General features: G+C 59.2%; 12 protein-coding genes and 1 pseudogene. 3 read left to right on the top strand and 10 right to left on the bottom strand.

Annotated features, from left to right (window positions below; all coding sequences use genetic code 11):
- Window positions 1–40 precede the first annotated feature (40 nt).
- Window positions 41–1,206 (top strand): annotated as a pseudogene (locus QA643_RS11065) (IS3 family transposase).
- Window positions 1,207–3,239: 2,033 nt separating this feature from the next.
- Here QA643_RS11065 and QA643_RS11070 read toward each other — a convergent pair.
- The 4 genes from QA643_RS11070 to QA643_RS11085 form a co-directional block, all read right to left on the bottom strand.
- On the bottom strand, window positions 3,240–4,424 hold the full coding sequence (locus QA643_RS11070; protein ID WP_283033196.1) for a glycosyltransferase family 4 protein: 1,185 nt from the start codon (window positions 4,422–4,424) through the stop codon (window positions 3,240–3,242).
- Window positions 4,425–5,257: 833 nt separating this feature from the next.
- Entirely contained in the window at window positions 5,258–5,440 is a 183-nt protein-coding gene (locus QA643_RS11075; protein ID WP_283033197.1) for a hypothetical protein, read from the bottom strand.
- Window positions 5,437–6,327, bottom strand: coding sequence for a hypothetical protein (locus QA643_RS11080; RefSeq protein ID WP_283033198.1), 891 nt, complete (start codon window positions 6,325–6,327; stop codon window positions 5,437–5,439). Before QA643_RS11080 ends, QA643_RS11075 begins: the two co-directional genes overlap by 4 nt.
- A 368-nt stretch (window positions 6,328–6,695) precedes the next feature.
- A complete protein-coding gene (locus tag QA643_RS11085) occupies window positions 6,696–6,920 on the bottom strand; it encodes a hypothetical protein (RefSeq protein ID WP_283033199.1) in 225 nt (74 codons plus the stop codon).
- Window positions 6,921–6,987: 67 nt separating this feature from the next.
- Between QA643_RS11085 and QA643_RS11090 the strand changes: the two genes are divergently transcribed.
- The gene (locus QA643_RS11090; RefSeq protein ID WP_283033200.1) at window positions 6,988–7,458 is read left to right on the top strand and encodes a glutathione S-transferase C-terminal domain-containing protein; all 471 of its coding nucleotides are present in this window, start codon (window positions 6,988–6,990) and stop codon (window positions 7,456–7,458) included.
- 213 nt (window positions 7,459–7,671) lie between these two features.
- On the opposite strand, the gene QA643_RS11095 is transcribed toward QA643_RS11090, so the two are convergent.
- Window positions 7,672–8,088: a hypothetical protein gene (locus tag QA643_RS11095; protein ID WP_283033201.1), complete on the bottom strand. Its 417-nt coding sequence runs from the start codon at window positions 8,086–8,088 to the stop codon at window positions 7,672–7,674.
- A gap of 106 nt (window positions 8,089–8,194) precedes the next feature.
- On the opposite strand from QA643_RS11095, the gene QA643_RS11100 reads away from it, so the two are divergent.
- A complete protein-coding gene (locus QA643_RS11100) occupies window positions 8,195–8,404 on the top strand; it encodes a helix-turn-helix transcriptional regulator (RefSeq protein ID WP_283033202.1) in 210 nt (69 codons plus the stop codon).
- Between the two features lie 255 nt (window positions 8,405–8,659).
- Here QA643_RS11100 and QA643_RS11105 read toward each other — a convergent pair whose 3' ends face one another.
- The 5 genes from QA643_RS11105 to QA643_RS11125 form a co-directional block, all read right to left on the bottom strand.
- On the bottom strand, window positions 8,660–9,295 hold the full coding sequence (locus QA643_RS11105) for a DsbA family protein (protein ID WP_283033203.1): 636 nt from the start codon (window positions 9,293–9,295) through the stop codon (window positions 8,660–8,662).
- A 528-nt stretch (window positions 9,296–9,823) separates the two neighbouring features.
- Window positions 9,824–11,734, bottom strand: coding sequence for an NAD(P)/FAD-dependent oxidoreductase (locus QA643_RS11110; protein ID WP_283033204.1), 1,911 nt, complete (start codon window positions 11,732–11,734; stop codon window positions 9,824–9,826).
- Between the two features lie 14 nt (window positions 11,735–11,748).
- Entirely contained in the window at window positions 11,749–12,522 is a 774-nt protein-coding gene (locus QA643_RS11115; RefSeq protein WP_283033205.1) for an SDR family oxidoreductase, read from the bottom strand.
- Window positions 12,512–13,165 carry a TetR/AcrR family transcriptional regulator gene (locus tag QA643_RS11120; protein ID WP_283033206.1) on the bottom strand — a complete coding sequence of 218 codons (654 nt, stop codon included), beginning with the start codon at window positions 13,163–13,165 and terminating at the stop codon, window positions 12,512–12,514. The genes QA643_RS11115 and QA643_RS11120 overlap by 11 nt, the downstream gene beginning before the upstream one ends.
- Window positions 13,166–13,168: 3 nt before the next feature.
- Complete coding sequence (locus QA643_RS11125; protein WP_283033207.1) at window positions 13,169–14,659, bottom strand: AMP-binding protein; 1,491 nt, start codon at window positions 14,657–14,659, stop codon at window positions 13,169–13,171.
- Window positions 14,660–14,761: the final 102 nt, after the last annotated feature.

The following is a 14,761-nucleotide window of genomic DNA, read 5'->3' on the forward strand; positions in this document are numbered from 1 at the left end:
TGGACACCTGTAGTAGGCTCATTGAGCCCGGAGGTGTCGAATGGGACGTCAACGTCGGTCATTTACCGAAGAGTACAAGCGCCAGGCCGTTGAGCTGGTGGTGTCGAGCCGTCGCTCGGTCACGTCGGTGGCCAAGGAGCTCGGTCTGCGCGACTCGGTGCTACGGCGCTGGGTGGACAAGTTCCGGCAGGAGCCGACATCGGCGGCGTGGCGCTCCACCACGCAGGCGACGCCGATGTCGGCGACCAGGCTTCGGAGATCGCCCGGCTGCGCCAGGAGAACGAACGGCTGCGCATGGAGCGCGACATTTTAAAAAAGTCGATCGCGATCTTCGCCGGAACCGGACATGAGCTTCCGCTTCATTGAGGGCCACCGCGACGTCTATCCAGTGCGGCTGATGTGCGCTGTGCTCGAGGTCTCGCCGGCGGGCTATTACGCCTGGCGCGAGCGGCCGGTGAGCGCCCGAGCAACCTCAAATTCCGTGCTGCTGGCTGCGGTCCGGCAAGTCCATCACGACAGCAGCGGCCGCTACGGAAGTCCCCGCGTCCATGCCATCCTGCGCAGGCAGGGCCGTGGCGCCAGCCGCGGCCGGATCGAGCGGCTGATGCGTCGGCACGGCATCCGCGCCATCATGGCGCCGCCGCGCCGTGTGCGCACCACCGACAGCCTTCACGACCTGCCGATCGCCCCGAACCTGGTCGCGCGAGACTTCACAGCGGAAGCCCCGAACCGGGTCTGGCTCGCCGATATCACCTATATCCCGACCGCGGAGGGTTGGCTGTATCTGGCGTCCGTCATGGATCTCTTCAGCCGAAAGATCGTCGGCTGGGCCATGCGGGAGCATATGCAGGTCGAATTCGCATCCGCGGCACTGACGATGGCCATCCAGCAGCAACGGCCGCAGGCCGGATTGATCCACCACTCCGATCGCGGCGTGCAGTATGCCTCACGCGCCTATCGCGACGCTCTCACGGCGCCGGCATCACCGCATCGATGAGCCGCAGGGCCGATTGCTACGACAATGCCCCGATGGAGAGCTTCTTCCATACCCTGAAGACCGAGGTCGTTCACCATCGCGACTACAAGACCCGCGCCGAGGCCCAGCGCGATATCTTCGCCTTCATCGAGGGCTTCTACAACCGAACAAGGCTCCATTCCGCCGTCGGATATATCGCCCTGATCGAGATGGAGCTAAACGCCGCCTAAACCCGTCCACTTTTTCGGGGGAAGATCAAGTGCAACCTTTCTGCCTTCCATGCCGTAACACGGGCGGCAGGCCCAACGCTATGCTCATAGCTGATGTCGGTTACAGCACGCGTTATTGAGTAACAAGCAACGCGGCTCAGCGAATCCGGTTCGGCAACGGCTGCTTCCGCAACCGGTAGGGACCGTGGTTGCCGGAGTGGGAATCAGGGCTCGAACGCAGGCTTACGCATTGGGGGAAGGCGCCGCCTTGGAAAAATGGAGTCGATCTACGCAAACTGTAAGGTTAGTTGCCGACGTTCTGGCCCGTCGTGGCGCTCACGGAATCAGCGTGGAGGGTAATTCGCACATCTGAAGGTCGGAACGGCGGCGCATTCCCAGGCGACGTCTTCCACACTTCCTCTGACCAGCTCCGCCGCTGCGATAAGCTACAAAGGGCGGCTCACCTTAGGTGAGGCCTCGGCTTGCCCTTGATCTTACTCTCGATGGTCTCCGCGATATCGAGGAAAAGGCATATCGCAGTTAAGGCAACGGCTAACACGATCAGGCTGAAATAGCGCGCAAAACTAACCAATATCTGCTTCATAGTACGCAACTCACAACTCAACGGTGCGGTGCGGATGCACCTGATTTAAAACGACAAAGGCTGTCGCAGGTTCCATCCCCCCGGGAAGCGTGCAAATGCCTCAGTCCGGCCAGCCATCCGAGCAGGGATGCGGCAGCGGCTGCGCGACGGCATCTACTCACTCGCCCCGACCACAAGGCGACTGCACCGATCCAAAAATGAAAGCGAGAAATAGAATCGAGGCAATTTCCATGGTCCTTCACGAAAGACTTCAAAAGGGTGGGGCCGCATCGAGGGCAGGTTGAAGCGGCCCTTGGCTCGCGCTGGGACGTATTGGGGATAGTCTGGTCCGCGCGACTTGCAATTACGCTATGCCCCGTTAGATCGGCTGCAACGAAACTCGTTGGTTAACATTGGCTGTTAAGCTTGATATCCGCAGTAGACTTTAGTTCTGGAACTGGCTGCGGAATTCCCACCCTCGCGGATATTGCACGTCGGTTCACGCTGGCGGTTCGGTAGCGGATGACGTGTTTTCGAAGCTGGAGCGCTTCTATGGGCCCATGCAGGATGTCACCACGGCTAAGCTTATCTGGTCTTGACTAGCCATGGCCTAGCTGCGAATGGAACAACGCCAGCATTTACTTTGATCGAGGAGCGACGCGAAGCGCTCGCCGCGCCCGTGCCTACAGAAGTGGGATTCAACCTTCGACTGCCGGGAGTTCGCTAATTACTCAGGGCAGCACACACATGTGGTGTGTCGAGCACCACCGGCAATTCCAGCGGTGGTGAATTTGGCTATGCTGACGCGGCGCGACCAACCTACTCGTCATCCCAAATTTCCGCAGCAACAAACTCGCAGTACGCGGTAAACCGCGCGGGAAGCTTTTACCGAAAGCACTTCAGACGGCAAAGGCTTCTAACTTGCATCTCGAACGGCGTCTAACACCCAAACCACTATTGGGGATCTGGCGGCACCTTAAGCACGCTGACTCAGCGAACACGGCAAGTGGGGCGATGCCAAATGGGAACCTTCTCTTTGATGGTGTCTGAGGCTTCGGCTACGACAACAAGCAAGTTTCAGTGGCCAGCTTCGGCGCCGCGCTTACAGCAACAGAGGCCGCCAACTACTCGCGGCTGCAACTTTCATGACTGCCGTCGGCAACTGACGACGAGGGTTGTCTGGAAGCCGCGAATCCAATCTCAGCGAACCCGATCAGCAGCATTCGCTCAGGCGCCAAATCGACGGCAAGAAACGCCGACGCCGTGCTACACCGCCGTTTGCAATTGGAGCGGTAGCAAGCGTGCCGGTCTCCGGTTCCACGCGTAGCCTAGCCCCGGCGGGGCGCTAGCCCGGCTCTCTTGCTCGGCAACTTGGGCAGAATTTGCTGACGTTTTCGTCTGATGACCATCCGGCGCGTTCCTCGAGCGCGCTGGCAGAGCAACTCTGGGTCATTTGATTCTTCGTTGTCACTCATGACAGGTCGTCGATGGCTTTGGCCAAGACGGCGTCGATCCCATTCCGCCGGTCGTAGAATTGAGCTTGGAGAGGTTCGCAAGCGTCGCACAGCCGCTTATAAATGGCCGGATCATCAAAAAGACGGGATATGACGTCGACATAGGAGTCGACGTCATCGGTGCGCGCTTCTAACGATGCCTCACGCAGCACCTCGAGGGCCGGCACCACTGGATTAGTGATCAGCGGACGGTTCGCCAATATGGCCTCGGCCGCGGTCATTGCGAGACCTTCAGCAAAATCGCTTCGGGTTGGTACGATCGAAATGTGATTGTCACTGTAGACCTGTTGCAATCGCTCAAGCGACACCCAACCGAGTAGGTTGACGTTTTCGAGCGCCAACTCGCTCTTTCTTTGTTGAAGAAGATCAAAATCCGGTCCGGTGCCGCAGATATCCCACTGCACTTTACCGGGATGTGTTTGTTCAAGCCGCCTCGCAATCTCAAGGATGTCGAACACGCCCTTGATCCGGTTCACGCGTCCTACATACATCACTCGGAGTTTTTTCCCGTCGAATGCCGGGGGCGGGGCAATGGGTACAAAGCGGCTCGGCAGGAATTGTGCACGGATCTCGTAAAGCGGTCCGTGAACGCCGTTGGTGATTTGACGGACCTGACGCACACACTCGGGCGACACACCGATGGTGGCTGATGCTCCCCATCGAAAGAAAGCCGCATCGATCATTGATAGTAGTCGATGATGCGGCCGCTTCGGCGGAAACCCGCGCGGCCAGATTGTATTGTGAAGAACGACGACGACAGGAATGCCGACCAGGCGGAACATCCATCCAGTGAAAAACTGGCTCGTTCCGGAGTCGATTACTGCTAGCGTCGCTCTGAATTTCAATGCCGTCCGGAAGAGGCTCCAGAAGTAGCTCAGTTCGGACCAGTGAAACCGCCAACCTTTGCTCGCGCTCCATTTAGGCCGATGTTCGAGCGTTATGAAGCCATCGTTGAGTAGATCAGCCGGGGACCTGTACGAAATGAAATAGGCGACGGCGCCGGCGCGCTTGCAGTAGTCTTCGATCTGACTGGAAAAGGTAATCGAGACCTCGGTTGGATCGTGAGCTCCAGCGCGCCAGTGCCGGTGGGCGGCAATGATATTGCCTGGGCCCGCGGCGTACAGCAGTCGATGTTTTGACATTCAATCTTCTAGCGTTTACTGGAGGCTTTGAACGAATCGACGGTCGCGCTCGATCTCTTCAACTGGTCTGGTCGAAGGAGCGTATTTCAGTCGCCGCAAGCATACGTAGACACCAGCGAAAATTCCGAGGGTGATGACTAAAAAGATGCCGAAAATCATGAGGTAGGTCTCCGAACCTCTTCCAAACTGATAAGACTACCCCGCGTTGCCATCTGTGCCAATCCACGAAAGGTGGTTAACTACCAGCAAATGACACTGGCACCCCGACAACATCGTTTTCCGTCCCGAAGAGGGGTTATAGTTCCCGATTGCTAATCCTGGCCGCCCGAGAGCCAGACTCTTGGTCCTGCTAGGGATGAAGCTCGAGGAGTTGAGGACGAGCGCGCTGGAGACCGGCGCGTCACCACCTACGATCGACCATGTCGATTCGATGATCTGGTCACCGTCAAGACGTGCGGTCCAGTCGACGTCGAAGTCGGCGACTTCGTGCGGATCCTTGCCACTTTCCCAGAACAACATCTTGATGGGTTCCTACTCGTCTTTCGGCGCGTAAACGGTACGCTCTTCCTTCATGGTGACGGCAATGAGCGAGGACTTCGTGATTGTCGCCACCCGTGACGAGCGGCCGAAGACATAGCGCATCGCCTGCGTCGACCCTGATCAGAACCCGGCTCGCCAGCGGGAGCGGTGCGCTTGAGGCTGAAGTGTCGCCAGCCGGACAGACCGGACGACGGCAGCGAGCTAGTTTTGCTTACTGGCTGTATCCTCACCCGCAGCCAGGGTTTCTCCTCATGGTTAGCGGCCTCGGCGCGCGAATGCCCCGGGGCCGCTTCTCATGCTACTGCCGGTTGATCGATCGCCGGATGCGGCAGCGGCCCAGCGTGATCAGCGACGGCGCCAAGATCGCTAATATCAATCCAACCGCCGCACTGCGGACACATGATAATTTCGGCAGCTTCCTTGGATGAGCGGCGCAGCCGCTCGGCAAGATATTTGCCGCGAGGAATATGCCTCATCGAGAGGCCTCCTTGACCCGCTCGACAGAGTGATGCAAGCGGTTCTTGATCTTGATCCAATGGGGCGAGCGGCCGCCGCGATAAGGGCTCTCTCTCTGCGCTTCGAAACTAAGCAACTTTCCGCTTGCAAGGTCTGACCGAACAAAAAAGGCGTTATTTCCGGTGATATTGCATCCGACGAGCGAATAACCTTTGTCAGACAGTAGGCGTGTCCATGCCGTAAGAGATGCGCTATACCAATCGGTGCCATCCCAAACGTGATCAGCGCGATATGGCATATGCCAGTCAATCGGAGGGCGTAGCTTGGGATTGTATTCGACGATGATTAGGCGCGCTTGGAGCTTTCCCTGCAGTGCTTCGATGATGTCATAGTCATTGCCATCGATATCAATCGAAAAGAGGTCTAATCCCTTCAGGGATGGCCATCGGGCGCTTAGTTCGGCGGAGAAGTCCCTCGTTACGAATTTCTGATTAGCCTCTAGCTGGCCGTTCGATATTCTGTCGGAGAACTTGTCCTTAATGGATGCTACGGCGGAGGATGATCCTTCGAACCAAACCCCCTTCCATCCATGATAAAGCAGAGTGCAAGTATTGCACTCCCAGCCGTTCTCTACGCCAATCTCTACGAACTGTTTTGTCTCAGTCCCGATGCGATTGAAGATTTCGGCAATAATCCCGTCTTCGTCTTCCTGCGAAAAGACCTTATAGCCGTGCCGCAAAAGTCGTTTCGGTTCCTGGTACCTTGTCTGCGAGAGGATGTCTTTCAGTGTTGCTTGGCCAATATGCCAGCGCAGCTCATAAAGCTGTTTTCGGATATCTCTAATGCCGAGCGCACGGTCGCTAAATCGGCGAAATAAGCTTGTTAAGCGATAAGCTATGCTAGGCAATGGCAATACTCGTGAAGCTGCAGGGGTACATTCCGCAAGCGATAGGCCATGCAGTCGATACTAGTAAGTATGACGGACGCGCCGAAGCGCCCCCACCCGGATCGAAATAGGCTTGCCGACGATAGCGCAGGGTCATTGAAACCAAATACCGATCAAAAAGGCTATAACACCTATTACTCAACTCCCCACTGAAAGCCCCATTCCACCTTCCCGCGGCGGCTGAGTCAATCTGACCAGGATTGCGTCTGGTAGGGCGGATCCATAACTAAGGTGTAGACGGACGCCTGCGCGGTTGAAGCGAAAAGCAGCGGGAAGATAAATGCAAGCAAACGCGTAACTCAATTCCTTACCATTCTGGCAAAGGGTGGCTACTTGCTGGAGTTCGTCAAATAGTGCAGAAATGTTGCTGCTGATTTTTTGACCTCTTCGCCGCTTAAGGGCGCCCCCAGCGACAGCGCACCAATGGTTATATCTGCTGCGGGTCTGTCTTGCTCGAAACTCGCGAATTGCTTGGATGCGCCCGAAATTATTCCTGAAATCCCTTCGGGTAAGTCCAGTTCTCCGCCCGGGTCCCCGTTCAGCCAAAACTGCATCTTTCGCGCGTCCTTTGTGATTTGAAGGACGATGATTTGAAAACCAGATCTCGAGCCGCATGTCGGGATGACCAACTACCTGTTTGGCAGCCGGCCCTCGCTCGCTGATTTCGCCTGGTTCGGCCAGCTCAGCGAGATGGCCACCGACCCGACGCCGATGCGGATCATGCGTGCAAGAGCGCCGTTCACCGATCACTGGGTACGGCGGCTGGACGATGCGTCGGGCGTCGAACGGGAGTGGTATCCGCGCGAGCAGGCGCTTGGTGGCATGGTCGAAGAGCTGCTGAAGATAGCCGGCGAACTCTATCTGCCGTTCCTTGTCGCCAATCAAGAGGCCTTTGCGAACGCCCTCGATCAGGTGGAGATGAAGGTCTGGGGCCTGCCTTATGCGCTGGCGCCGTTCAAATACCAGGTGAAGTGCCTCACGCTGCTCCGCGACAGGTTTGCAGCGCTCGATGCGGACAGCCGGGCGGCGTTGCGGCCGGTGCTGGAGCGCACCGGATGCTGGCAGCATCTGGCACACGGTTCAAATCGCTGAGCAGTTAATGCTGGCGGCTGCCCAGCGCGCGAGCACCGCCAGACTCTAAACTGACCCATGCACGCGTTCGTGGAATATGATCGACCAACCACTAAGACGCTCCGCCGGCCGGCTGGCCCCGTTTAATGCTGACTATGTCTCGTAGTAATGCTGTGGAGTAGAAGCGAAAACGTTTCGTCAGCGCAGGATGCTATAGCGAAGAAAATGTGAGCGTCAGTCCTGCAAAGTGATTGCGGGATTAGGTACGCCGGCCACGTCACATACTGCCTCAATGAGCAGGCGCACCGCTTTGGCGTGCCAATCGATTTGGTCCAGAGACTTGTCCCAGTACTCTGACATCACGTGAGCGGTGTGGCGTGCCTTTACCCCTAATCCGACGACCGGGTGAGCAGGCGTCGTCATGATTGCATCTTCGACGGGATAAAGTCTGCTCAGAATGGCTTCGACCTCGGATCCCTTAGCTTCCCCAATAGCTGCCACGCCCCCGGTTCGTATTGAAGCGAGTTCTTCAAGGAGGCCCGTCAACTCGGCTTCCAGTGCAAGCAACGTACGGTCATTGAGCCAGGGCGATGCCGCTCTAGTTGAGCTTTCCTCCGGGTTTAGCCCGGCATTTACAACGCGGTCTCTCATGATGGGAGTCTCCAGCGCAGAGCAGTTCGCAACGCTTGTTGAAATACAACGTTTGTTGAGTATACTCAATTGATGAGTACGTTCAACAGGTCGCATTCGTTCGAAAATGAACGATTTGCGGGATACTGTTGCTCGGAATTTGCGCCGGCTGCGCACGGTGAAGGGTTGGACACAGGAGGAGCTCGCGTATCGTGCAAAAGTTGATCGGAGCTATGTGAGTCAGCTGGAGACTGGGGTGTACAGCGCGTCCGTGACGATGCTTGGTAAGCTGTCGAAGGCACTAGGTGTGGATCCCAGCGAGTTGCTCAAACCTTGACCGTCTACCTTTGTCAGGCGTTCACTGGAGTGTTTTAGCAGACTTTTGCCAGCGCCCTTGCCCTTCAGCCTCAAGAATGGCAGCGGGCCGAATGACCAGAGCGCGTGCAAAGTCTGGCGTGATCGCCCAGTCCTTGTAGATTCTGAGCTGCCACTGAGCATTCCTCCAGAAGAAGCAGAGCCGATCTTGCCCATGGAGCCGATCCAGTTCGCAATTGGCGGTGCGGCTGCGCCTGAGACAGCAACTGCGGCGCGGTTAGCTGGACGAGTGGTGGCGACTGCCGAGCGCCGTCTTAATCGAGTCAGGATTTTTGATCCGCTCGATCAGCATGTCGATGCGATCCCCGCCCCAGAATAATTCGCCATTGAACACCATCGTCGGCACGCCGAAAACCCCGAGTTTCTCGGCCTCATCGATGATGCGATCATGTTCCGCCCGTGCCGGGCCGCGGACGTAAGCTTCGAATTGATCGGCAGAACCGCCGAGCGATGCGATCACGCCCGATATCTCCGACAGCCCGTCGATCTCGAGATCGTGACTCCAGAAGCGGCGGAACACCGTGTCGTGGTAGGCGCGGAACAGGCCCTGGCGCTGCGCGAACAGCATGCCGGCGCTGGCATAAAAGGCGTCATAGATGCGCCGCGGACCCTTCATGACGAGGCCCTGTGCATTGGCATGGCGGCGCGCATCCATATACGAATAGCGCACCTTGCGCCAGAAATGCGGTGTGCGCTCCTCGACCGTGCCCATGAACGCGGGAATGCGCAGCGTGTAGGGCAGCCATTCGAGTTCGACGCCGTGAACCTCCTCAAGTTCGAACAGCCGCTTGTTGGCGACGAAGGCGTAGGGGCTCTTGTAGTCGGTGTAGATTCGGACGCGTGGTCTATCCATGGCGCATTCCTGTTCGAGCGGATCAGTATCCGCGATCCGACCAGGGAAGGGAACCACGCCTCGCGTTTCCGACGATGCAAAAACGAATGGGCCCCGGTGCATGAGAGCATCGCGGGGCCCGACATCTTCGTTATAGGCGAAGGATTTCTGGTACACACCAGTAGGGTCTCAGGATCCTGGAGCACGTGGCCTTTGCGCTCCCAGTCCCGCGGATATGTGCGAATTTTTGAAAGCGCGATGAGGCTGGCAGCTGCTTATGACCTCAACCGCACTTGGACCTTGCGCTGAGCAAGGTCAGCCGGATAACCCGGTGGCGTCATGCTCCTCTCCAAGAGTTGGCCAACGGACTGTGTCCGCTTTCTGCGTGTCGTCTCGATCATGTAATCGGGACGCCAATGCCTGCAAAGCGGGGAGCTGACGCTCCGTGACTCCTGCAGGTGCAGTGAGCCAAATGCTGCGGCAGATAGAGCCATGTGTCAAGTAAACCAAGGTTTGTTGATCCACCGGGTTCCCGTGCCCGCTGGTATGTCAGGCCTTTGTGTGGCGGTAATCGCGTAAATCGGGATCGTGCGTCATTGCCCAGTAATCCACGAACCGCCAAGGCATTGCAGAGAACACGCGGCCCTGAGTGTTGCGGTAGTAGGTGGTCATGCCCGGATGAGTCCAGATCAATTGCTCATGCTCGGCATCGACTTTCCTGATGTATCGATCATGCGCTTCGGGACGAACATCGATCGCGGCGATGTCCTGCTCGATCATGTCGACCAGGCACGCCGAGATATAGCGGCTTTGGCATTCCGACTGGAAGATCACGCTGCCGCCATGCGCCGGTCCTGAATTGGGGCCGAGCATCACGAAGAGATTGGGAAAGTCTGGCACGGTGAGGCCGAGATAGGCGGTCGGGTTGTCGTTGGCCCAGGCCGTCTTCAGATTCTTTCCGCCGCGTCCGGTGATGTTAAGGCGAGCCGCCATTTCCGTGACCTTGAAGCCGGTCGAGATGACGATGATATCCGCAGGCCGCGTCTTGCCGTCGGCCGCGACGATGCCGCCACCGGCAAAATGATCGATCTTCTCGGTGACCAGTTCGACATTCGGCTTCGTCAGCGTCTTGAACCAGTTGTTGTCGAGCAGGATGCGCTTGCCGTAGGGCGGATAGGTCGGCACGCATTTCTCGACGAGGTCGGGGCGGTCCTTCAATTCGGACAGGATGAAGTTGGTCAGCTCCTCGCGATGCCGGTCATTTCCCTTGTTGACGGCGCGTTCGGGATGCGGCCAGTTGGGGTCCTTGCGCAGGAACGGCAGCAAGCCGTCGCCGTAGCGCCAGAACATGTTGAAGCGATACCACTGTACATAGAACGGCAGATGCGCGAGCAGCCACTGGGCGCCCTCGCTGATCGGATCGGAATAGCCGGCGACTGGGCGCGCCCATTGCGCGGTCCGCTGATAAACAGTGACCGAGGCTACGCGGTCTGCGATCGAGGGGACCAACTGCATGGCGGTGGCGCCGGTGCCGATGACGGCGACGCGCTTGCCGTCGAGCTCGATATCGTCCGACCACAGCGCGGAGTGCAGTATCCGGCCCTTGAAATCTTCCTCACCCTCGAAGTGCGCTGGATTGGGATCGTTGAGCTGGCCGATCGCGCTGACGAGAACGGTCGATTCAAATGTCTCCTCGCCATGGACGGTCCTTAGCGTCGATACCCAGCGCCGGCTGGCTTCGTCCCAGCGCGACGACGTCAGCTCGGTGTTGAGGCGCAGATGCTTGCGGATGTCGTGCTCGAGCGCGACCTTCCTGAGATAGTCGAGCAGCTCCTGCCGCTGGGCGAAATAGCGCGTCCACGGGTTACGCTTGCCGAATGAGAAAGAGTACGAATGGTTCGGCGTGTCGACACCGCAGCCGGGATAGCGATTGACATACCAGGTGCCGCCGAGCTCGTCGTTCTTCTCGACGATGGTGTAGGGGATGCCGAGCCGGCCAAGCGCGACGCCCAGCGCAATGGCGCAGACGCCGGCGCCGACGATCAGCACATGCTGCTGTGTCAGCTTCTCGTTCGCAGGTGGCTTGCGCCAGCGCGCATCGCGCGGGATGAAGCTCATTTCCTCGCGCATCAGCGGTGCATATTCCGGCGCGACGTTCTCGCCGAGCGTGGTGCGCATCATCTTCAGCATCAGCTCGTCGCCGGGGTCCGTTATGAAAGGCTTCGGCTCGCCGTTCGCGAACAGTTTCAACACCGCGGCACGGATTTCAGCCTGGATTTCAGGAGGGACGCCCGCCTGAGGGTCCGGGATCAGACGCACGTCGCGCTTCGGCTTGTAGGGTGGCTCCAGCCAGCGTTCGTCGCCGGTCATGTGCACCAGCACCATCAGCAGCACGCGGATGTCGCCCTCGGCGATGGCCGACGACAGATCGAGTTTCTTGCGCGGCAGCTCGATATTCATGCGGATGTCCTCGTTTACGCGCCAGGTAGCTCCGGCAAGCCGCCATAGGCGGCCCAGGTAGTGCCGGCGATGTAGCCGGCATCGACAGGAAGATTGATCCCGGTGACGCCGCTGCTCAGCGGCGAAAGCAGCCAGGCGATGGCCTGTGCGACCTCGATAGGCTCGACCAGCCGGTTCATTGCGGTCGGGCTTTCGGCGGATTTTCTATTCAGTGCGCCGGAGGCGATCGCGGCTTCAAGCGCCACGGTGCGGGTGAAGCCCGGCGAGACCGCATTGACGCGTACGCCGCAGCGGCCCCACTCGGCAGCCATGGTCTGCGTGATCTGGATGACGCCGGCCTTCGCCGCGGTGTAGGCATGGATCGGGCCCGAGGTCATGCCGGCGACGGAGGCGACGTTGACAATCGCGCCATGCCGGCGCTCGGCCATCTTCACGCCGACGCTGCGGGCGACCAGAAAGGTGCCGCGCAGGTCGATATTGACCTCGCGGTCCCATTGCTCCATCCGCACGCGCTCAATTCGGTGCATCTTGCCGAACACGCCGGCGGCGTTGACTAGGCCGGTGATCGGGCCGTGTGCGGCCTCGATGTCGGCGATGCCGTTGATGACGGCAGCCTCGCTCGCGACATCGAACGGCGCGGGCCATAGGATCGCTTGCGTTTCGGCCAGCGGCTCCGGCGCAATATCGACAATAACGATCTTTTGGCCCTGTTCGGCGAGCAGCGTGGCGGTTGCGGCGCCAATGCCGCGGCTGCCGCCGGTGACGAGAACGATACCTTCAGCGGTCATGGCTATTGCCCTTTTCAGGAGTGAACAGCCCGCGGGTGACCAGCTTCCGGTACGCGGAGATGACGTGCTCGGGCACCGCGGTGACTACGCCGCCAGCATAGGAGTAACGCCGGCTCAGATAACCGCGCGCGCCCATGAACATGTGAACGATCGCCTCGAATTCCTCGTCGCTGAAATCCACGATGGCGCCGGCGAGACGGGCGCGCTTGAGAATGCGCACATAGGCAGTGGAAATATTGTCGAGGTGCTTCTGATAGCCGCTCGGCGCAAAGAACTCGGCTTCGTTGAGGATGCGCAAAAACTCCGGAACCTCGCGGATGAACTCGAAGAAGGCGCTGAAACGTTCGATTTCCTGCCTTGCAGCGTCCGCATTCGCGGTGCGCTCGCGGATGAAGTGAACCATGTCGATGCCGATCTTCGGCAGCAACTGATCGAGCAGTTCCTGGCGGTTCTCGAAGTGATTGTAGAAGGTGCCCTGGGCCACGCCGGCTTCCTCAGTGATGCGGGCAACGGAGGCCTCGGCATAGCCGTATTTGCCGACGACCTTGGTGGCGGCGTCAAAAATCTTGCGCTTGGTCCAGGCGTTGCGCTCGACACGGTTTAGCTTTGCCACTTTGCCTGACGTGGCTTGCGATTGCGTCATGCTTTAAGATTCCAGTTCGGCGCGCAGCACGCGCTTGAGGACTTTGCCGGAAGGGTTGCGCGGCAGGCTGTCGCGGATGATCAGTTGCTTCGGGACCTTGAAACCGGCCAGACGCGCGCGGCAGTGTTCAGTCAGGCCGGCCAAATCCAGCGTGGCGCCATTCCCGAGCACCACGACGGCAACCGGCTTTTCGCCCCATCTTTCGTCGGGCATACCGATCACGGCGACTTCGCGCACCTCAGGCAGTTCGTAGATGACGCGCTCGACTTCCGAGGAGGCGATGTTCTCGCCGCCGGAGATGATCATGTCCTTCTTGCGGTCGGTCAGAAAGAGGAAGCCGTCGTCGTCGAGATAGCCGACGTCACCGGTGCGGAACCAGTCGCCGAAGAAAGCCGCCGACGTCTTCTCGGGATCCTTCCAGTAGCCCTGCGTGACCTTCGGTCCACGCAGGCAGATTTCGCCGTTCTGGCCTGATGGCAACGGATTGCCGGCATCGTCGCGGATTTCGATCTCGACATGGGCGGTGGCGCGGCCGGTCGAGCCGATCTTCTCGATCTCGCGGCCGGCTTCCATGAACGTATCGCCGCCGCAGGTTTCCGTCAGGCCGTAGGCATCGATGTAGCGGGCGTTCTTGAAGTACTCAGAGAAGCTGCGGATACGCGCTTCCGGGGTTTTCTCGCCGCCGCCGATCGCCCAGCGCAGGCTGGAGACGTCGTAGCTTTTGCGGGTGGGGCAGGTGAGGATCGCAGTGGTCATAACAGGCGCGAACCATGCGGCGTTGAGCTTCTCGGCCTCGATCGCCGCGAGCGCCTGCTCCGGCTCGAAGTTGCGGTGGATGGAGAGCAAGCCGCCATGCCACAGCACCGCGATCCCCGGAAGGTCGAGCGCGCCGACATGATAGAGCGGCCCGATCACCAGCAGTCGCGTTTCCGCGTTCAGTCCCAGGACAACCGTCTGATCGGCCGACTTCCAGTACATGTTCTCGTAAGTGAGCATCACGCCTTTGGGGCGGTCCGTCGTGCCCGAGGTGTACATCAGCCGCATCAGGTCGCGCGGCTGCCGCACTTGCATGGAGGCCGGCGCGACATCGACCGCGAGGAGGGAAGCGTTCAATTGCGCAGCTTCGTCGAGGAAGACGACCGGCGCGCTGCCGGCGGCTGTGCCGGAAAACTCGTCATCCGAAATCAAAATGCGCGCGCCGGAATTGCCGACGATGTAGCCGACCTCGTCGGCTGACAGGCGGTAGTTGATCGGCAGAAACACCGCGCCGATATGGCTGGTCGCAAACACCAGCTCGAGGAACGCCGTGCTGTTCTTCATCAAAACCGCGACGACGTCGCCAGGGCCGATCCCGCGCGCGGCAAGCCACCCGCCGACCTGCCGGATGCGGCGGTCGAACTCGGCGTATGAAATGTCCTCGCCGCGATATTTCAGCGCACAGCGGTCCGGCGTCCGCCTGGCGTGAAACGCGATAAAGCCCGAAAGATTGATCATTTCCCGCTCAAAAGGTCGATTTCGCGGCTCTTTCCCGTTTGATGAATTCTGACTCGTAATTCATCTTCGGCTTGACGTCACCCCCCTTGCTCTGAAATCCTC

This window comes from Bradyrhizobium sp. CB3481 (assembly GCF_029714305.1).
Taxonomy (GTDB): Bacteria; Pseudomonadota; Alphaproteobacteria; order Rhizobiales; family Xanthobacteraceae; genus Bradyrhizobium.

Excerpts from the sequence above, each read along its gene's own strand:
- QA643_RS11100 (WP_283033202.1), top strand. The coding sequence starts at position 8,195 with ATGAACGATTTGCGGGATACTGTTGCTCGGAATTTGCGCCGGCTGCGC.
- QA643_RS11070 (WP_283033196.1), bottom strand. The coding sequence starts at position 4,424 with ATGTCAAAACATCGACTGCTGTACGCCGCGGGCCCAGGCAATATCATT.
- QA643_RS11115 (WP_283033205.1), bottom strand. The coding sequence starts at position 12,522 with ATGACCGCTGAAGGTATCGTTCTCGTCACCGGCGGCAGCCGCGGCATT.
- QA643_RS11110 (WP_283033204.1), bottom strand. The coding sequence starts at position 11,734 with ATGAATATCGAGCTGCCGCGCAAGAAACTCGATCTGTCGTCGGCCATC.
- QA643_RS11125 (WP_283033207.1), bottom strand. The coding sequence starts at position 14,659 with ATGATCAATCTTTCGGGCTTTATCGCGTTTCACGCCAGGCGGACGCCG.
- QA643_RS11120 (WP_283033206.1), bottom strand. The coding sequence starts at position 13,165 with ATGACGCAATCGCAAGCCACGTCAGGCAAAGTGGCAAAGCTAAACCGT.
- QA643_RS11105 (WP_283033203.1), bottom strand. The coding sequence starts at position 9,295 with ATGGATAGACCACGCGTCCGAATCTACACCGACTACAAGAGCCCCTAC.
- QA643_RS11075 (WP_283033197.1), bottom strand. The coding sequence starts at position 5,440 with ATGAGGCATATTCCTCGCGGCAAATATCTTGCCGAGCGGCTGCGCCGC.
- QA643_RS11090 (WP_283033200.1), top strand. The coding sequence starts at position 6,988 with ATGACCAACTACCTGTTTGGCAGCCGGCCCTCGCTCGCTGATTTCGCC.
- QA643_RS11095 (WP_283033201.1), bottom strand. The coding sequence starts at position 8,088 with ATGAGAGACCGCGTTGTAAATGCCGGGCTAAACCCGGAGGAAAGCTCA.
- QA643_RS11085 (WP_283033199.1), bottom strand. The coding sequence starts at position 6,920 with ATGCAGTTTTGGCTGAACGGGGACCCGGGCGGAGAACTGGACTTACCC.